The organism is Sutcliffiella sp. FSL R7-0096 (assembly GCF_038595065.1).
Lineage (GTDB): Bacteria > Bacillota > Bacilli > Bacillales > Bacillaceae_I > Sutcliffiella_A.
Genome location: NZ_CP152003.1, coordinates 1529062 through 1548385, shown reverse-complemented (window position 1 = coordinate 1548385; position 19324 = coordinate 1529062). Strand labels below are relative to the sequence as shown.

Below are 19324 nucleotides of genomic sequence, written 5' to 3'. Positions count from 1 at the left end.
AAGTGCCAGATTCCCTTTTAATGGATTCCGGCACTTATTTTGTATTACTCTATTCCTCTTCTTCGTCTTCTTCATCATCTTCGTCTTCTTCATCATCTTCGTCTTCTTCGTCTTCTTCGTCTTCTTCGTCTTCTTCGTCTTCTTCGTCTTCGTCTTCTTCATCATCTTCGTCTTCTTCGTCTTCTTCGTCTTCTTCGTCTTCTTCGTCTTCTTCGTCTTCTTCGTCTTCTTCGTCTTCTTCGTCTTCTTCGTCTTCTTCGTCTTCTTCGTCTTCTTCGTCTTCTTCGTCTTCTTCGTCTTCTTCATCTTCTTCGTCTTCTTCGTCTTCTTCGTCTTCTTCGTCTTCTTCGTCTTCTTCGTCTTCTTCGTCTTCTTCGTCTTCTTCGTCTTCTTCGTCTTCTTCGTCTTCTTCGTCTTCTTCGTCTTCTTCGTCTTCTTCGTCTTCTTCGTCTTCGTCATTTTCGTCGTCTTCGCTGTTATTATCCTCAGCTTCTACTACATCTTCAGCTTCTTCATCTTCGTCTTCGTCTTCGTCTTCATCATGATAATCCTTCTCGAAACCATCGCTATACTCTGCGGCGATTTTCACCTCAGCTACTTCTCCATCTCTAATAGCTTTCAAAAGTGTATCTAAAGCTTCTTCTGCACTAAGATCTGGAGATAAACTAAAACCTTTGTCAAAATCAAGTTTCAGTTGTGCATTCCGTAATTCATTTGACATTCTTCTCACTCCTACTCACATAAATAATTGATATATTACCAATTTATGCAATTACCTAGACCTTTAATGAACACATTTTTTAATTTCCGCGCTTTTTTGGACTAGAGGTTGACTTAAAGGCAATCCAAGGTAGCTTTAGGGCTTTTTCCTCTACGATTATGGTTACTTTTATTTTGGAAGCCGGGATTTCTTCTTCCTCAAAAATTTCTTCATTTTCTTTTAACTCATCATTGTTTGAAGAAAAATCAGGTTCGGCTACTTCTTCATTTTCCAAAATTATATTCTGGTCAATTACTTCTTGATCTTCAGAAAGAGGTTCCTTTTTTATCGCTACCTGTTCCTGATCCTTCAATTCTCCACTCATCGACAACTCTACTAATTCGTGCTTTAGCAGGGAGTGCAACTGAGAATTAACAGTTGTCTCGTTTAATACGAGTTGATCAGGATTTTGCAACATTTTCTCATATTCCGCCATATTCCATCCCATTGGACCTGGAGGCGAGAAGGTGAATTTCCCCAGCTCCAATTTTGGTATTTTAGGACTTTCCGCCATTTTAGTTTCCCTCCTTGTTTGTAGAAGTGATTTCTTTAAAAATGGAAGGATACTGATTTAGGAAGGTGCCCTTGGACTCTTCAAGTGCAATAATATTCTGCAATGCCCAGATATATTTTTCATCTGACCATGACCTTTTTTGGGCTAAGAAATATTTATGGGCAATCGCACAAAAAAGATGGGGAAATTTCAAATCGATTGAGAGAATTTGGTAGTACTCCTCTGTCAATGGATTTGCTGTTTGATAGGCGCGTAATAAATCAAATACAAGGTTCTCATCCCAAACAGAAAACTTCTTCATCATTTTGTTTAAAATAATTCGTATATCACGAGTTGGTAAATCATAGGTTACCGAGTGTAGCTCCTTCATAAACAAGGCATCTTCCACTTCTGTAAATCTTGCTAAAGTGAAATCTTGCTGACAGAAGCCTTTCAAACTACTTACCTCTCTGGAAATATCCGTATATATTGGTTCTTCCAGAGCAGCCAAAGCCGATTGTGCCCTGGAAATCATTTCATCTACATGCTCTAAAAATAATCGGGAAAACGCATCATCTGGATACGATTGGGCAATCGTTTTGTTTCCTTCCAGCTCTTGAAGTTTCCACCGAAATAATTTATGCCATTTGCCTAGTCTGCCTCGTGTTTTACTCTCTTCAGCCGGAACATACCCTATTGAAGCTTGATAGAAGTTACCAGCAAACTCCATGGCCTTTAGCATTTGCTCTTTGTTGTAATAGATCACTTCATTGCCTTCTACTTTATCGAACAGCACATAACTAACCGATCCTGCACCAATACAGATCCCACCATTTTTTGTTTCATGAATCGGTGTTATGGGTAGCCCTTTTTGGTGTAGATGTTGATGAGCTCCCGCAATAAATAACATTCTTTCCGGTTTCATGCTTGCTTGCTTTAGAATCTTTTTCCCTTCATTGGTATCAATTTCCCATGTAGTTCTCCCGCTTCTGCTCGATATAAGCCGGACATCCGAAATATCAAAAGGATAAAAATCCAGTACTAGTTTCAAGTGATCTTTTTCCATCTCTTGATTTTCTTCCAAAAGTCATCACCTCTCTTTAATTAACAGTGGCTTCTTTATACACCGCCATCAAATTATGCTCTACATTCTTCCAGCTGAATTCTCTCTCTACTTTTTCACGCCCATACCTTCCTAATCTCTCTCTCTTATTGGCATCATGTAATAGGGTGTTAATTAGTGCCGCATAACTCTCAGGATCTTCGAATTGATCAACAACAAATCCGTTTTTCCCTTCATTGATGACCTCTGGATTCCCACCACGTTTACTCGTAATTATGGGCAACCCGGCAGCCATCGCTTCATAATGGACTCTTGCAAGTGGTTCCTGCCATTGGGAAGAACATACAAATACATCTGACATGGCAAATAATTTCGGGATGTCCACCGGTTTAACAAACTTTATGAACATTACATTTTCTTGATACATGGCACCAAGTGTATAAAGATGTTTCACGTAATTGTTCACCTGGTCATCACCAAACCACTTGGATCCAATGAAGACCATCGTGACATTTGGGTGCACTTTTTTTATAGACGGAAGAGCTTGTAACAGAATATGAGGTCCTTTTACCTTACTTAGCCTTCCAACAAAAAGAATGACTTTTCTATTTGTAAGTCCCAACTCGCTTCTTATACTACTTCTTCCCTGTCCTCCCTTTGGAGTCCATGGCGGTTGGAATGTGTCCAAGTCTACTCCAGAATATACGGTTTTCACTTTTGATTTTGCGAATGGAAATCGGTCTGTAATGGTTCTTCCAATAAAGTCACTGACTGTAACTACTTTTGACACAAGATTTAAGCACTCTTTTCCTTCGTGATCACTTAATTTCTCATAAGTAAACATTTCGTTATGGACACTTAATACTATTTTGGACCTAGGTGTCGCTTCCTTTACAGATTTCACCCATAAAGGACGATTACATAAATGGATGACATCAAAGGTTTCTTGTTGAAGATGGCTGATGATTGATGTCAGATAATTTTTTTCGTCAAAACGAATGTAGCGTACATTTCCTCTCTTCTCCTGCTTCTCCAGTTCCTCATGCTGAATAGAAAAAATGGTAACATCATGGTTTTTCCCAATAATGGCAGCAACAGAGTCAATATATATTTGAATTGCACCACCACGAATTGCCGGTACCGGAAGTTTTTCTGTAGCAATATAGGCTATTTTCATTTGTGACCTCCTTTTACCTAAAAACGGTAGTTTATAAGTATGGTATGGATGAGCAGGATTAAAAGTACCTTTTCCTCTCCTTCTTTTGAGAAAAAGGGCGAATCCCTTAATTAGCACGCATTTTGTGAAAAAAACATACCTCTCAATAACATTTCTTCCGTTATGACCATACCTTAAATAAAAGGTCCCTTCCTGATTGGAAGGAAAATCAATCTTACGCTGTCTGTTACCTAAATAATAAGCAGACTTCTAAAGAGGAAGGTGTTACATTTGTTGGAAGATAACAATCATAATCAAGAAGAAAATTCGGCGGAATATCTACTGACTCCGGAAGAAGAACAAAAGCTTATCTCGCTTGCAGAAACCATCATCAAGAACTGGGAGGTAACCGTAAATTCAGTAGAAGTGATACAAGGAGGACAAATGGCGATAGTATGGAAAATCCATACTACCGAGGGCCCTATATGCTTAAAAAGGATACACAGACCAGAGAAAAAAGCCCTGTTTTCCATCAATGCACAAAATTACTTGGCATTAAAAGGAATGAGGGTTCCAGGTATCATCCCTAACAAGAATGGGATTCTTTACACAAAGCACGGTCCTTTCCTATTTGTCGTATATGAGTGGATAGAAGGACGGCCATTTGAATTGACCGTTCAAGAAGATCTTGAATTTATCATGAAAGGATTGGCTGAATTTCATACTGCCTCTGTCGGGTATCGTCCTCCGGAAGGCGTCCCTATTTTCACAAAGCTTGGTAGGTGGCCAAATCACTACATTAAACGTTGTCAGCAGATGGAGACTTGGAAGATATTAGCGAAGTCATTGCCGGACGATCCGTTTTCCAAACTCTACTTAGCGGAAGCAGATTTTTTCATAAAAGAAGGACGGGATACGTTAAAAAGATTAGTGGAATCGGAATATCTGGATTGGGTGGGGACGGTAAAAGCAATGCCGAACCTCTGTCATCAAGACTATGGAACAGGGAACTCGCTTCTGGGAGATGACGGTCAAATTTGGGTAATTGACCTTGATACTGTATCATTTGATCTGCCTATCCGTGACTTGCGTAAAATGATTATTCCTCTATTGGATACAACGGGAGTTTGGAACGAAGAGCAATTTAATATCATGATCAACGCATATGAATCTGTCTCCCCTTTAACTGAGAAGCAAAAGGAAATCATGTTTATCGATATGTTATTTCCATATGAGCTTTACGACGTTATCCGCGAAAGATATGTAAGGAAATCGCCTCTTTTGGAAACAGAATTGGCTGAGGCATTCGAATACGAGCGAATAAAGTCTGGTGCATTAAATCAATTGATAAAATAAATCTATTCCGCTCTAAAGATTGAAAACTTCAATATTTACTGAGGTGATAGGGCGTAAGGCTTATCAGTTCATTGATATATCAATGGCAAGTTCATTCATCAGTAAGCGCTAGCCTTCATTATTGGAGAGTTCAGTGCTTTTTTTCTAATTTCCGATAGCTTACTCAAATGTCCTTTTTATACAGTGATAGATTCAAACAAGCAAACAGCATCAAATTTATCACACTCACACCCTCAACAAACTCTTTTGATACTGCTGCATTTCCTCGAACCATAAACATAGAAACCCCGCCCAAGATACTGTCTTAGACGGGGGCAAGAAATAATATTTATAAAATATGGTACCCAGAATCCACATGAATGTTCTCACCAGTAATCCCACGAGACAAGTTACTGAACAAGAATAACGCAGTATCTCCAACTTCTTCTTGAGTCGTCACACGACGAAGTGGAGCAGTTTCTTCAATTTCTTTTAAGATAGAGTTGAAGTCACTTACACCTTTTGCAGAAAGTGTACGAATCGGACCTGCGGAAATGGAATTCACGCGGATTCCCACTTTTCCAAGGTCATTTGCAAGATATTTCACACTTGCATCAAGACTTGCTTTTGCTACACCCATGACGTTGTAGTTAGGAACCACTTTCTCACCACCAAGGTAAGTCAAGGTTACGATGCTTCCGCCTTCTGTCATAATTTCCTTCGCTTCTTTTGCTACTGCAGTCAGAGAGTAGGAGCTGATATTGTGCGCAAGCAGAAATCCGTCTCTAGTTGTATTCATGTAATCGCCTTGCAGCTCTTCTTTGTTGGCGAACGCGATACAGTGTGCGACACCATGGATGGTGCCAACTTCCTCTTTGATCTGCTGGAAGCAAGTGTGCACTTCTTCGTCTTTTGTAACATCACATGGAAGAACGATGGAGTCGTTTCTCTCAAGTGAATCCGCAAGCTCTCTTACGCTCTTTTCTAAGCGCTCACCAGCGTAAGTGAACACAAGACGCGCTCCCGCATCATGCAGGGAGCGTGCGATACCCCATGCGATACTTCTTTTATTTGCTACACCCATTACTACATATGTACGACCATCTAAGGATAAGTTCATTGGATATATATCCTCCTATTTATATAAGTTATTAGTACCTAGTCATAATTATAGCATATAGTTGTGGAAATGCGAACTTTATCTTCCATCCACTTCGTCCATTTTTATTTTTATCCTCTATAGCCCTACCATTTTCTAATAGTTTTCATAGAATGTATTGATAGGAATACTAGTAAATTTTGATAGGAGGGATATATATGTCTAAAGATTTTCATGTAAAAAGCAAGAAAGAAAAAGCGTTACATTACTACCATTATAAATCTGATCAATCTTCTTTTAATTCTAGTAAGAAATTTCACAAATACGAAAAGGACCTTAACCAAGAATGTTTCACCGAATCTCATACGATGGCTGGATTTGGGGTAAATCAAGCTGGTAATGTTCCCATCCTTGTTTCACTCAGACCAAATGTGACAGAGACTATTTTCGAAGATTTTACTTGTAACCACAATAAGACGCTTATACAACTAAGATCTGAACCGAGCGGTGCTTTTCCAGCATTTCCACTAGAGGTAACGATTCGTACACGAGGATCCCGAATCCCGATTGTAGCGACCATCCCTGGGAGCCAAACCATTGAGAGTATGAGAGCTTTTCAGGTAGAAGATTTTGAAAGTCTGTCCGTCCGTTTTAATGATGAAGTAGGGCAACGTGAGGCTGCGGTGTCTGTCTTTATTCAAAAGACGTTCTGCGTTTGCTGCAAAAGTAACAAAACACGTTGTTCCTGCAAATAAAATGAAAAAAGTAAGGAGGTAAAGTGATGACAAGAAAGCACCACAATGATTCAAAGGCTGACTGCAAAGTGGAAACGCATACCGTAGCTGGTTCCGGAGCAAATTTAACGGGAAACATCCCTTACTTGGTACAAGTTCCACCTGGGTCAGATGGAATTGTCGTTTTTGAAGACTACACCTGTAATCATAACAAAACATTTCTGCAATTAACTTCCGTTCCAGGAGGGAATCAACTAAGTCCAGTAGACCTCGAGGTAACCATTCAAACACGGGGAAGCAGATTTCCTATTACAGCCATTGTTCCAGGTGGCCCTGACATAGGAGGAACCCGCGCCTTTCAGGTAGAAGATTTTGAAAGCTTATCAGTAAGTAATCCCGATGATATAGTCCCTGGCAGGTTAGCTGTCTTTATACAAAAAACGTTTTGTATATGTTGTGACAATTAATGAAAAAAGAGAGTATGCAGATAATTTCTGTCATACTCTCTTACTTTTTAATCGTAATCCCTTCCAAGCAATACCTCTTTTGGTATCTCCGTCCCACGTGTACCGCGAAGGTCCTCTTTTTCCTCACGTGGGTAAAAGACGATGAAGCTTTCGGGATTTATTTTTGCAAGCTTACCTGGAATCTTTTCAAGCTGCGGATGCCAGCCGGTTGTTCCTTTTCTGGCACTAAGTACGACGACAAGGTCATCCGGATGTAAGGTCGGTAGTTTATTTTCATATAAAGCCGTCCAGCCCTCCAACCATTCCACGACGGTCGGAGGGTTCGGCTTGATTTCGCGCATATGCGCTTTGTACACATCAGGGAAACCCTTGATGACATAGCAATGTATCGTTGCTCCAAGATTGCTGGCAATCAACTTAATGGTGGCAAGGGCATCCCAATAGCCAGGTTTATGGTCGATTCCTTTTGGTAAAATGAGCACAATCCTCTTCGTCGTATTCAATGGATGACCAAGCTTGGAGATCAGCACAGATACGTTCGTTTGATCTAGCACCTGATCGATGACACCGCCAAAAATTTTCTGTGGTGCTGTACGCTCCCCGTTCCAGCCAGCTACAAGGGTTGTAATCCGCTCTTCCGCTATTGCACGGTTGATTCCGATGGCAATGTTCCGGTCCACCCTTGTGGTGACTCGAATCGGCACATCTGCTCCACTCGAATAGGAAACGGCCTGCCCAAGCATCTTCTCTGCTTTGGCAACATCGCCATCTGCTCCCCACATGTCACGTTGCACCACACTTAGTGCATAGAGTGGATGCTCCACAGAGTTGGATTGGCGGATCACAAAAGCCAGATCCATAAGGGATTCCATTGTTTTCGGATTGGCGATTGGAATCAAGATTCGCTCCGGTGCATCGCCTTTCTGGACAGGCTTCATTTCTTCCTCAAGGGCAAGCTTACGTCCATACTTTTCGACCATATACGGACCAAAGATACAAGTAATGAGGATCATGATAATGACCCCGTTTACGGTTGCTTGATCTAACAGTCCCACGTTGAACCCTACAAGTGTTGCTGCAAGTGTTGCTGCTGCTTGCGGCGTGGTGAGACCGAATATGACCATGCGCTCATCCTTGGTATACTTGTAGAACTTACTTGTTAATAATGCCGCAATATACTTACTAAACAATAGACCAACCACTATCGCTATCGTCAAGACCCATGCTTTTGGGTTGCCAATCAGAACGCTTAAGTCCATCAGCATACCAACCGACAATAGGAAAAACGGAATGAAAATGCTATTGGCTGTAAAGCGGATTCGGTTCATCAGCGGCCCTTGGTCGAATATGAAGCGGTTAAGGGCAAGACCCACCAAAAACGCCCCGATGATTGGCTGCAGCCCTGCGATAAGTGCCAATGATCCAGCTGTGAATAGCATGACCATGACATAAATGAACTCCCCTGTTCCTTCTGTCGCCACGTTACGGAAAAACCATCTCGATAAAAACGGTGTTCCCAAAAAGATGATGGCCACAAAAACAATCAAGGAAAAAGTCAATTTTACCCCAAAATAGATATCTAGTTGCCCTGCTGCCGCACCTGTAATAACCGCAAGCACCAATAAAGCAAAAGTGTCGGTTAGGATGCTTCCACCAACTGCCGTGGTGATTGCCTTGCTTTTGCCAATTCCAAGACGACTGGCAATCGGATAGCCAAGCAAGGTATGGGACCCAAGTATGGATCCGATTAGGATGGCTGCCGCCACACTATAACCAAGCAATAAGCTAATAGCTGTCCCCACAGCAAGTGGGATCCAAAACGAAAGCATTCCATAGACAATACTTCGGTTTCGATATTTTTTGAAGCCATCCAAGTCCATCTCAAGTCCGGCAATGAACATGATGAAAAGCAACCCAACTGTTCCTAAAAGTTCAATCGTCGAGCTTCTCTCTAAAACTGCCAACCCATTTGGTCCAATGATGACTCCGGCTAAAATAGGTCCGATCAATCCCGGTATCCGCAATAATTTCATGAAATAGGGAAAAATGAAAAAGATCATCATCGCTATTGTAAAAACTAATACCGGTTCCTTGATTGGTAGTTCAAACATTCTATCTTCCCCAATCAGTTCTATTTTTGTATGTAATAAGCAAAGATTATATCATGTTTTTATTACGCTAAAACAGTAATCAGATAAATTTTTCATGAAAAATTTACATTAATGTTAGAATGAAGATATTAACAGTAGTATGAACTTTTTCCTTTTTCCTCACTCATTTGTATGGGGAAACTGGGATAGATATGTGTATAAAAGGAGTGTTCTTGCTTTATGAAAATTGATGTTATCGGTGATATACATGGGTGTATAGAGGAGTTTAAAGCCTTGCTAATGAAATTGGGCTATTCAGAAGGCAATGGTTTGTATAAACATCCTGAAGAAAGGAAACTTGCCTTTGTCGGGGACCTTACTGATAGAGGTCCTGACTCAATCAGCGTGGTGAAAATCGTTAACGCTTTGGTGGAAGCAGGACTTGGCTATTATGTACCAGGCAACCACTGCAACAAGCTCTATCGTTTTCTTCTAGGAAACAAAGTGCAGCATACTCATGGACTCGAGACGACTGTGGCTGAATTTGAGGCACTTTCCGGTGCGGAACAGGAACGCTTCCGGCAGGTGTTCATTAAACTATATGATGACGCCCCGCTCTATCAGGTGTTGGACGATGGCAAACTAATCGTGGCGCATGCCGGCATCAAGAAGGAATACATAGGTAAGCAGGGTAAAAAAGTGAAAACTTTTGTCCTATATGGCGATATCACCGGGGAATTCCATGAGAACGGGATGCCTGTCCGCCGTGATTGGGCACAGGAATATGACGGAGATGCTTGGATCGTCTACGGCCATACGCCGGTCCGTGAGGTGAGAATGGTAAACAAGACGGCAAACATTGACACCGGTGCGGTTTTTGGTGGTAAGCTTTCCGCCCTGCGCTATCCTGAGATGGATACGATTTCTGTGGATTCCGGGATGCCGTTTGTGAAGGAGAAATTTCGAGAGTTGTGGGATTAGCTTAGCTGGAGGAGGGGATTGAAAAGGGCGGAGGCTCTCCCTCCAACTAGTCATTTGTTGAATCGGGCGATCCCCATTTTCCGACAGACCACGGGCCATCACCCTAAAAAAGAAAGCTGACATTCCCCTGGAACGTCAGCTCTTCCCCAATACCTTTTTCATATCCAAAGGCAAACCGCACTGGAATATCACCTCTCGCTCTTTCACCGGATGAAAGAAGCTTAATTCACAGCTATGCAACGCCTGGCGCAGCATACCCTTCATTTCAGCTCCTCCATAGAGGCTGTCGCCAAGCAATGGATGTCCGATATGGGCCATATGTACGCGGATTTGATGAGTGCGCCCTGTATCCAATTGCAACGAAACATGACTCCAACCTTCTCCAACACAAAGCACCTCATAGTGGGTAACAGCATGCTGTCCGTCCTCCCGTACTTCCCGCTCAATGATGCTTGTATCCTTCCGACCAATAGGAGCATCAATCGTCCCCTGCCGCTGATCCATTAACCCATGCACCAACGCCTCATACCTCCTCTTCACCCCGAAATCCCGCTGTTGCAAGGAAAAGAGGTGATGAGCATGACGGTGCTTGGCAATTAGCATCAATCCGGACGTATCAAGGTCCAGCCTTGTCACAATATGAATGGTAGCGTAAATCCCTTCAGACTGATAATAACCTAATACACCATTGGCGAGCGTGCCGAAGCGGTGCTCACGAGATGGGATGGATGCTATCCCTGCAGGCTTATTGATCACCAGTACATACTCATCCTCATACACGATATCAAGAGGCATCTTCTCAGGCAATAAATCTTCACTTGGTTCCTCTTTTGGAAAAAACACCTCTACTGTATCCTCTTCATGCAATATGTAGCGCACCGTAACGGCGCTGCCATTCACAAGCAGCGCCCCTCCGTTGAATTTTATATCGATCAAGGCAGCTTTTGAAATCTGCCTTTCTTTTAGAAATTCCCGAAGTAGTTTACCTTCGTCTCGCTCTCCTGCTTTAAAGACTAAACAAAATCTCTCCATGAAAACCGTCCTCTTACTTGTCCGTGATGAATGAATCGCTGACTCGCTTCCAGAACGGAAATGGGCGGAAGCGTGCAAAACGTATTTTCTCTTTTGCCACCCTGCACTGAATGGATTTCACATCTTTATGCAGCAGAGTCAGGTGATCGATGGTGATTTGATAGTCGACATCGTTCACCGGCTTTAATAGACAGGTGTGGTGCTGAGGCAACACAAGTGGCGATCCGATGGTACGGAATACCCGATTGTTGATGGAAGCCATTTCTGCAAGCTGTATGGCTGGTAGGGATGGATGCAGAATGGCTCCACCAAGTGCCTTGTTATAGGCCGTACTACCAGAAGGTGTGGAGATGCAAAGCCCGTCGCCACGAAAGGTTTCAAAAAGCTGGCCTTTGATTTCTACATCCATTACCAATGTTCCCTCGACACTTTTGACAGTGCATTCATTTAAGGCCAAATAGCGAGCTTCACGGCCCCCGTCTATGTATCGTATGATGACCTCTAGCAATGGGTATTCCACCGTTTGATATGGAGTTTTGGCGATGGCAATCACGAGTTTTTCAATCTCCTCTGGAACCCAATCCGCATAGAACCCGAGGTGACCGGTATGCACCCCGATAAAGGCAGTCTTGTCCAAGCGGCTGCGATAGCGATGGAACGCATAGAGAAGTGTTCCGTCTCCTCCAACAGAGACTACCAAATCCGGTTGGTCTTCATCATAGGTCAAATCAAAATCCTGCAAGTATGTTCGCATTTTGTGCATCAATGTATTTGAAACCGAGTCCCCTTTGGAGGTTATGGCAAATTTCATACTCCCACCCCTATTCCTATTCCGTTATTCCGAATCCAGTTCTTTTTTTCGTGAAAAGATAGCTTGTGCTTCTTGGATTTCGCCGCGAATCTGTGACATCTCTGCATCAAGAAGGTATGCCGCTTCCGCTGCACGGACAAGCCTTTCTTTTATATCCTGCGGGAATTGCCCGCTATACTTATAATTAAGGGAATGCTCAATGGTTGCCCAAAAATTCATGGCTAGGGTCCTGATCTGAATTTCCACCAATATCTTCTTCTCCCCATCAATTGTCTGGACCGGATAGCGTACCACTACATGATAGGATCGATAGCCACTGTTCTTTCTGGAAGAAATATAATCCCGCTCCTCGACAATTTCAAAATCATTGCGCTTCCGCAGAATCTCCACTACTCTATGTATATCATCCACAAACTGGCACATCATACGAACGCCAGCGATGTCTTGCATTTCATCTTCCAGTTTTTCGAGGGATATCCCCTTGCGCGTTGCCTTGTCCAAAATACTCGCTATAGGTTTGACCCGTCCTGTCACAAATTCAATCGGCGAATGCTCCGATTGCATCATAAACTGCCCGCGCATCCCCTTTAATTTTACTTTCATCTCATCTATTGCCTGTTTATAAGGCGCTAAAAACAAATCCCAGTGTTGTATCATAATTGGCCAAACCCCTTAAAAAATCTCGTTTACTCTTCTCTCCATCTCTTCACCGTAATTGGCGTTGTCACGAATATTTTCGATTAAATATCCAAGCTCTTCTTCTATATTTGTCAGCAATAACGCCAATTTATCCACCAGAAGGACAATAGCCTTTTTATCTTCCAATGCTTGCTTTAAGTCCATCCAGAAATCGTCATTGATACTGACATAAATAAATTCTGTAGCTGTTTCCAATTTGTAAATGAATGCAAGGTTATCTGAATCCACCAGCATCTGATTGCTTGCGGTCACTTGCTCTAGCGGAAAAGAAACCGTATCGGCCTCCAGCAAAAGTTGATGTTCATTCCATGATGTGTTCTTGATTTCAATTCTTTTTTGCATAATAATCTCCTTCCAAACCTAAATCCTATTCATATATTATCATATTTCCCATGTTGCAACGAAATGGAAACCTCACTTTTTCCCAATTTTAACTTAACTCCCTCCTTCCTTGCGTTCCAAGTGTTCGCTTTCCTATCCTCCTTGCTTCGTTGCGGTGTCTTCAAGCTACCGCTATCTCCCTCAGGACAAGGGAGGCTACTGCAGCGATTCATCGCAAGAAGAAAATGTGTTAGCAATTTCGTGGAGTCTCACACCTTGTACTCCAATCAACTGGGGAAACTGGAATTCCTAAAGGAATGTACTTAAACGTTGCCTTCACTGGAAAACAAAGTAATAATAGAAGTATAACAAAACAGGAGAGGTAAAATTATGAGCCACCAGGAAATCGAAATAGAATTTAAAAATCTACTGACCTTTGATGAATTCACATCTCTCTGTTCGGCATTCAAAGTGAATTCCGAAGACTTTTTTTCTCAAGAGAACCACTACTTTGATACTCCCTCTTTTTCATTAAAAGAAAAAGGATGCGCGCTGCGTGTTCGCAAAAAAGGGGACAACTTCACCCTTACACTGAAACAACCAGCCACAGAGGGTTTATTGGAAACACACCAGACAGTTTCTGAAAAAGAATTTCTATCCATGAAGGAAGAAACAGATGGGTTAATTGAGGGACCCATTTCGACCATTTTAAAGGACGAGCTAAAAGTTGATCCTACTGAAGTGCTCTATTTCGGATCGCTAAAAACAAACCGGGTGGAACTTCCTTATAAGGATGGACTTCTAGTGCTTGATGAAAGCAACTACATGGAAACTAGCGATTTTGAAGTAGAGTTTGAAGTGAAAAATTATGCGGAAGGGGAAAAACTGTTTCAAGAACTACTGACCTCTTACGGCATTCCACTTCGTGAGACTAAAAACAAAATTGTCCGGTTTTATGAAGCAAAAGCGTGTACGTTGACAGCGAAAGGGGAATCAAAATGAACGTAGAACAGCTCAGGTCTATGATGCAGCTGCAGGCAATGCAAAGTTTTCAAGGAAACGGAACGTTGAATAACGCCGGATCTAAACATCCCTTCGCATCTATTTTGGAAAGCTTTCTGGAGAATGGTAATGGCAACTCCGGTTTGCCTGGACAAAGTTCTAGTCAACCCGCTCCCCTTCCCTTTACACATCCGCTAAATAACGCGGCGCTCCATCACGCACATTCCAGCTATTTGCAGGCCGTTGCCACGGTTAGCTTGGAAGAAGCTTCCGTTCCAAGTGTGAACATTAGTCCAGCTAAACGCTCTGACTATGACGAAATTATCAAGGAAGCCTCTGAAAAATACGGTGTTGATCCGAAACTGATCAAATCCATTATCCGGCACGAGTCCAATTTCAACCCTGCTGCTGTAAGTCATGCAGGGGCAACAGGCTTGATGCAACTTATGCCTCTGACAGCTAAAGGATTGGGGGTAACCAACTCCATGGACCCAAGGCAAAATATAATGGGTGGCACCAAATACATCCGTCAGATGCTGGACAAATACAACGGCAATGTCACACTCGCCCTTGCTGCATATAATGCCGGGCCTGGAAATGTGGATAAGCATAAAGGAGTACCACCTTTCAAGGAAACGATGAATTACATCCGAAAAGTAACCGACAGTTTTCATGCCTAAAGTGAATCTCTAACCACTGGTGCTTAATAGCACCAGTGGTTTCAGTGTGTAGACAAAGCTTAAAATAATGAAATACTCTAGTTGATCGCAGTGGAAGGAGCGAAGACTCCTGCGGGAGGAAAGGACATGGAAGACCCCGCAGGGCGTAGCCCGAGGAGGCTTCCGGACTGCCCGCGGAAAGCGTAGCTCCTGCAACGAAGATCAACTCTTCCAACAGATAACCTAACTAGTTTATAGTTTGTCAACAGTCTGTAACCACTGGTGCTTAATAGCACCAGTGGTTTTTTATTTTGTAGGTGAAGCGGATATAGTTTTTTATGGTCTCTAGCTGCTGGGTGGAGCAAAAGGCGTAGACTCCAGCGGGGAGTAGCGACAATCTTGAGACCCGCAAGCGTTGTGAGGAGGCTCAAGATTGTCGTCGCGCGGAAAGCGAAGCCATTTGGAAAACAAAAGCGGTGGTTAACCAAAGACCTTTCCCTCCCACACAACTCCCTTATTTCCCTGTTTTTTGCAAGGGTGGAATCGAATTGTTTGAGATATAATAACCACATTGCTAAAATATACATACAATCGTTACTTTGAAATTGATAGGAGTTAAAATGATGGATAACATACAATCACCTTTTGAAGCTGTTGGCGGAGAACAAGTTATTGATGAACTTGTAGATGCATTTTACGATCGTGTTGGTCGCCATCCCAGTTTAGCTCCGATTTTTCCGAATGATTTAACGGAAACGGCAAGAAAGCAAAAGCAATTTCTGACCCAGTATTTAGGCGGCCCACCGCTATATACAAGTGAACACGGACACCCGATGTTACGTGCACGTCATATGCCTTTTGAGATTACACCCAAGCGTGCGAAAGCATGGTTGGCATGTATGGAAGAGGCGATGGATGAAATTGGACTTGAGGGTTCATATCGAAAGGAATTTTTTCAGCGTTTAGTTTTAACGGCTCAACATATGATTAATACCCCAGACAAACCTGAAGAAAAGGAAGATTCATGTGACCTGTAAAGATAAGAAATCATTTTATTTAAAGAACATTCAGCATACTACTAATAAACCGATAGAAATTTACTTCTTCATCGATCCACTCTGCCCGGAGTGCTGGGCTTTAGAACCGATGCTAAAGAAGTTGTATGTCCAATATGGACAATATTTTACGATCAAACATATCGTGACCGGCCAGCTCACTTCCCTTAACCTGGCGAAAAAGCATTATGCTGCTTCAATGGCGCAAGTTTGGGAACGCACCGCAACCCGTTCGGGCATGTCCTGTGATGGGTCCTTATGGCTTGAGAATCCGATAGAGTCCCCTTATGTTGCATCTGTTGCTATCAAAGCCGCCGAGCTTCAAGGACGCAGGGCAGGAATTAAATTCTTGCGAAAGCTGCAAGAGGTTCTATTCCTCGAGAAACAGAACATATCCGAATTGCCTGTTTTAATGGAGTGTGCCGAGTCGGTTGGACTTGACATGGAGGAGTTCACAAAGGATATGAACGGGGATTGTGCATCCAAGGCGTTAAACTGTGATTTCAAAATCACAAATGAAATGGAAGTTTCTGAGATCCCTACACTTGTCTTCTTTAACGAAAATATTGAAGAAGAAGGCATTAAGGTTTCCGGCTACCATTCTTATGAGGTGTATGTTCATATTCTACAGGACATGCTCGGGGAACAGCCATTTCCAAAAATATTGCCTCCTTTAGAGGATTTCCTATCTCAGTTCTCGTTTGTAGCAACAAAGGAAATCTCTGTTGTATATAACCTTCCGATTGTGGAAGTGGAACATGAGTTAAAGAAGCTTCAACTTGCGCAGCGTGTGGAAAAAGTCCCAGTAAAGTACGGGACGTTTTGGAGATATATTGCTAATTGATAGTAATGCAGAGAGCGGAGAGGATTTTATTCCACTTCGCTTTTTTGTATTTCTGATTTAAGACATTTGATGAAGACCTCTACTAGGGATTTTTTATGTCTGGTAGGTCTTCATTGGGTCGATGAAGACCTCTGTTGGCCCTTTTTTATGTTAGAGAGGTCTTCATGCTGTCTATGAAGACCTCTGTTGGCCTTTTTTTTATGCTAGAGAGGTCTTCATACTGTCTATGAAGACACCTGTTAGCTCTTTTTCATGATAGTGAGGTCTTGAGATGCTGTCAATGAAGACTTCTGCTTGTCTTTTTTCATGTTCAAGAAGTCTTCATTTTAGTTTTGGTGAAGGTTTAAACATAGGAAAAGCCCTGGTCAACGGGACCAGGGCTAATCTATTGTCATTAAAGACAACAAAGGGGATGGGAGAAATTTTTCACGGTCAAACAAAGGGGTATATGTTTGTTTGTGAATCGTTTCACAGTTATAAATATATCAGATGTTGTCGACTTTTGACAAGTGGTTAGACTTCTAATTCACAACATTGTCACAAACCAATTAAATAGTTTTTTTAGAATTTTTCGTAATGAAACGTAAAGCTTTAACGTACAAATAACTAGTAGATGTACAAGTATATTAAAAAGGAGCTATCCCTATGTCCAAAATGCCCTTCATCCTTTGTATAGCATTTATTCTGTTCAGCCTCTTTATGAATGTCCTGGGACTCATGAAGCTGTACCCCATCTATTTGACTTCCCCTTTGTTATTTTTTTCTTTGTTTTTACTTATTGCACTATTGAACAATCAGCGACGTTTTAAAGGGTTTAAATAGCTCCTTCTCTTCCACTTTAAAAGAAAAAACCACCTCGCACAGAAAATTCCTGCACATGGTGGCCCCCATATATATTTTTAGGAAAGCAACTCTTCCATCTCTTTCAACTTCTCTTCGAATACTTTGCACGCCTCTTCGATTGGATTAGAATCAGTCATGTCCACTCCAGCCTTTTTCAGCACTTCAATTGGATAATCGGAGCTTCCCGCTTTTAGGAATTCCAGATAACGATCAACGGCCGGCTGTCCTTCTTCAAGGATCTGCTTGCTTAGCGCCGTTGCTGCACTGTACCCTGTTGCATATTGGTACACATAATAATTGTAGTAGAAGTGAGGGATTCTCGCCCACTCTAATCCGATTTCTTCATCAATCGTGATGTTCTCACCAAAGTATTTCTTGTTCAATTCATAGTAAGTTTCTGTTAACAGGTCGGCAGTCAATGCTTCGCCATTTTGAGCAAGCTCATGAATCTTGTGCTCAAATTCAGCAAACATCGTTTGACGGAATACCGTTCCACGGAACCCTTCTAGGTAATGGTTCAATAAGTACAGACGCTTTTTATCGTCATCAATTGTCTTTAACAGATAATCATTTAACAATGCTTCGTTACAAGTGGAAGCAACTTCCGCTACGAAGATAGAGTAGTTTCCATACGGGTATGGTTGTGTTTTCCTTGTGTAATAACTGTGTACGGAATGTCCGAACTCATGGGCAAGTGTGAATAGGTTATTCACATTGTCCTGCCAGTTCATCAGGATATATGGATTTGTACCATATGTTCCGGAAGAGTATGCACCAGATCGCTTGCCTTTGTTTTCTTGAACGTCCACCCATCTGTTATCAAAGCCTTCTTTAACAATATCAAGGTATTCTTGTCCAAGTGGTGCAAGGCCTTTCAATAAATAATCCTTCGCCTCTTCATAGGACACATTCATGTTCGCCTCTTTGACAAGTGGCGTGTAAAGGTCATACATATGCAACTCTTCTACGCCAAGGACTTTTTTACGTAGGTCCACATAGCGGTGCAACAGGTGAAGATTTTTGTTGATTGTATTCACCAGGTTGTCGTAGACCGTTTCCGGGATATTATTGTTGCTTAATGCAGCCTGACGGGCAGAATCATAGTTTCTGACCTTCGCTTGGAAGTTGTCTTTTTTCACAGCCCCACCAAGTGTGCTCGAGAACGTATTTCGATACTGTCCATATGTTTCATAGACAGCTTTGAATGCATTTTTGCGCACTTCTTGGTCTTCGCTTTCAAGGAAGCGGATATAACGGCCGTGGGTGATTTCTACTTCTTCCCCACTCTCGTCTTTTACTGACGGAAATGTGATATCGGCATTATTAAGCATGCCGAATGTATTGGAGGAAGCAGATAATACTTCGGATGCTTCAGCAAGAAGCGCTTCTTCCTTTGCAGATAACACGTGTGGGCGCTGACGGTTGATTTCGTCCAAGGTATGCTCATATAGAGCTAGCTCTTTCTTTTCTTGAAGGAACTTTGCGATTTCCTCTTCCTTCATCGTAAGGATTTCAGGTACGACGAATGATAGGGCACTTGCCACTTGTGTGTACAAGTTTGTCGCTCGATCATTCAATCCCTGGTAAAAAGAATTGGTCGTATCTTGGTCATAACGCATATGAGCATATGTATATAGCTTTCCTAATCGGCTGGAAATAGAATCTTGATATTGCAATGCTTCGTATAATGTATCTGCGGATTCGGATAGCTTTCCTTCATAATCCTTGATCTTTGCAATCATACCCTTTACTTCTTGAAACTCTTTTTCCCAAGCCTCATCACTTGAGAAAATATCTTCTAATCTCCATGTATCTTCCACAGAAATGTCTTTTCGCTCTTGTAATTTCTTAACAGCAGTCTGTTCCGCCATTGTTAAACC

19 protein-coding genes are annotated in these 19324 nt (G+C 42.1%); 8 read left to right on the top strand and 11 right to left on the bottom strand.

What is annotated here, in order from left to right; all coding sequences use genetic code 11:
* Positions 1–49: 49 nt before the first annotated feature.
* The 4 genes from MKY77_RS07845 to MKY77_RS07830 form a co-directional block, all read right to left on the bottom strand.
* Positions 50–721 carry a hypothetical protein gene (locus MKY77_RS07845; RefSeq protein ID WP_342515683.1) on the bottom strand — a complete coding sequence of 224 codons (672 nt, stop codon included), beginning with the start codon at positions 719–721 and terminating at the stop codon, positions 50–52.
* Between the two features lie 79 nt (positions 722–800).
* Positions 801–1274: a hypothetical protein gene (locus MKY77_RS07840; protein ID WP_339149666.1), complete on the bottom strand. Its 474-nt coding sequence runs from the start codon at positions 1272–1274 to the stop codon at positions 801–803.
* A gap of 1 nt (position 1275) precedes the next feature.
* On the bottom strand, positions 1276–2319 hold the full coding sequence (locus MKY77_RS07835; protein ID WP_339149992.1) for a CotS family spore coat protein: 1044 nt from the start codon (positions 2317–2319) through the stop codon (positions 1276–1278).
* A gap of 34 nt (positions 2320–2353) precedes the next feature.
* The gene (locus MKY77_RS07830) at positions 2354–3493 is read right to left on the bottom strand and encodes a glycosyltransferase family 4 protein (RefSeq protein WP_339149665.1); all 1140 of its coding nucleotides are present in this window, start codon (positions 3491–3493) and stop codon (positions 2354–2356) included.
* A 270-nt stretch (positions 3494–3763) separates the two neighbouring features.
* Between MKY77_RS07830 and MKY77_RS07825 the strand changes: the two genes are divergently transcribed.
* Positions 3764–4828: a CotS family spore coat protein gene (locus MKY77_RS07825; RefSeq protein WP_339149664.1), complete on the top strand. Its 1065-nt coding sequence runs from the start codon at positions 3764–3766 to the stop codon at positions 4826–4828.
* Positions 4829–5156: 328 nt separating this feature from the next.
* On the opposite strand, the gene fabI is transcribed toward MKY77_RS07825, so the two are convergent.
* Positions 5157–5927, bottom strand: a complete 771-nt coding sequence (gene fabI / locus MKY77_RS07820; protein ID WP_168863942.1) for an enoyl-ACP reductase FabI — start codon at positions 5925–5927, stop codon at positions 5157–5159.
* A gap of 197 nt (positions 5928–6124) precedes the next feature.
* On the opposite strand from fabI, the gene MKY77_RS07815 reads away from it, so the two are divergent.
* Together MKY77_RS07815 and MKY77_RS07810 are read left to right on the top strand one after the other, a co-directional pair.
* Positions 6125–6661: an exosporium protein D gene (locus MKY77_RS07815; protein WP_339149663.1), complete on the top strand. Its 537-nt coding sequence runs from the start codon at positions 6125–6127 to the stop codon at positions 6659–6661.
* A 26-nt stretch (positions 6662–6687) separates the two neighbouring features.
* Entirely contained in the window at positions 6688–7107 is a 420-nt protein-coding gene (locus tag MKY77_RS07810; RefSeq protein ID WP_339149662.1) for an exosporium protein D, read from the top strand.
* A gap of 47 nt (positions 7108–7154) precedes the next feature.
* On the opposite strand, the gene MKY77_RS07805 is transcribed toward MKY77_RS07810, so the two are convergent.
* Positions 7155–9218, bottom strand: a complete 2064-nt coding sequence (locus MKY77_RS07805; protein ID WP_339149661.1) for a cation:proton antiporter — start codon at positions 9216–9218, stop codon at positions 7155–7157.
* Positions 9219–9437: 219 nt separating this feature from the next.
* On the opposite strand from MKY77_RS07805, the gene prpE reads away from it, so the two are divergent.
* A complete protein-coding gene (prpE, locus tag MKY77_RS07800; protein WP_339149660.1) occupies positions 9438–10178 on the top strand; it encodes a bis(5'-nucleosyl)-tetraphosphatase PrpE in 741 nt (246 codons plus the stop codon).
* Positions 10179–10313: 135 nt separating this feature from the next.
* On the opposite strand, the gene MKY77_RS07795 is transcribed toward prpE, so the two are convergent.
* The 4 genes from MKY77_RS07795 to MKY77_RS07780 are packed head-to-tail and all read right to left on the bottom strand — an operon-like array spanning position 10314 to position 13062.
* A complete protein-coding gene (locus MKY77_RS07795; RefSeq protein ID WP_339149659.1) occupies positions 10314–11210 on the bottom strand; it encodes an RluA family pseudouridine synthase in 897 nt (298 codons plus the stop codon).
* A 13-nt stretch (positions 11211–11223) separates the two neighbouring features.
* Entirely contained in the window at positions 11224–12021 is a 798-nt protein-coding gene (locus MKY77_RS07790; protein WP_237661568.1) for an NAD kinase, read from the bottom strand.
* Between the two features lie 24 nt (positions 12022–12045).
* Entirely contained in the window at positions 12046–12678 is a 633-nt protein-coding gene (locus MKY77_RS07785; RefSeq protein ID WP_339149658.1) for a GTP pyrophosphokinase family protein, read from the bottom strand.
* Between the two features lie 15 nt (positions 12679–12693).
* On the bottom strand, positions 12694–13062 hold the full coding sequence (locus MKY77_RS07780) for a hypothetical protein (RefSeq protein WP_339149657.1): 369 nt from the start codon (positions 13060–13062) through the stop codon (positions 12694–12696).
* A 369-nt stretch (positions 13063–13431) separates the two neighbouring features.
* Here MKY77_RS07780 and MKY77_RS07775 point away from each other — a divergent pair, with 369 nt between their 5' ends.
* The 4 genes from MKY77_RS07775 to MKY77_RS07760 all read left to right on the top strand — a co-directional run bounded on the left by MKY77_RS07775 (position 13432) and on the right by MKY77_RS07760 (position 16601).
* Entirely contained in the window at positions 13432–14043 is a 612-nt protein-coding gene (locus MKY77_RS07775; RefSeq protein WP_339149656.1) for a CYTH domain-containing protein, read from the top strand.
* Entirely contained in the window at positions 14040–14723 is a 684-nt protein-coding gene (locus MKY77_RS07770; protein WP_339149655.1) for a lytic transglycosylase domain-containing protein, read from the top strand. The genes MKY77_RS07775 and MKY77_RS07770 overlap by 4 nt, the downstream gene beginning before the upstream one ends.
* Positions 14724–15322: 599 nt before the next feature.
* The gene (locus MKY77_RS07765; protein WP_237661564.1) at positions 15323–15739 is read left to right on the top strand and encodes a globin; all 417 of its coding nucleotides are present in this window, start codon (positions 15323–15325) and stop codon (positions 15737–15739) included.
* A complete protein-coding gene (locus tag MKY77_RS07760; protein WP_339149654.1) occupies positions 15729–16601 on the top strand; it encodes a ClpXP adapter SpxH family protein in 873 nt (290 codons plus the stop codon). The genes MKY77_RS07765 and MKY77_RS07760 overlap by 11 nt, the downstream gene beginning before the upstream one ends.
* 899 nt (positions 16602–17500) lie before the next feature.
* On the opposite strand, the gene pepF is transcribed toward MKY77_RS07760, so the two are convergent.
* The gene (gene pepF, locus MKY77_RS07755) at positions 17501–19315 is read right to left on the bottom strand and encodes an oligoendopeptidase F (protein ID WP_339149653.1); all 1815 of its coding nucleotides are present in this window, start codon (positions 19313–19315) and stop codon (positions 17501–17503) included.
* Between the last annotated feature and the right edge of the window lie 9 nt (positions 19316–19324).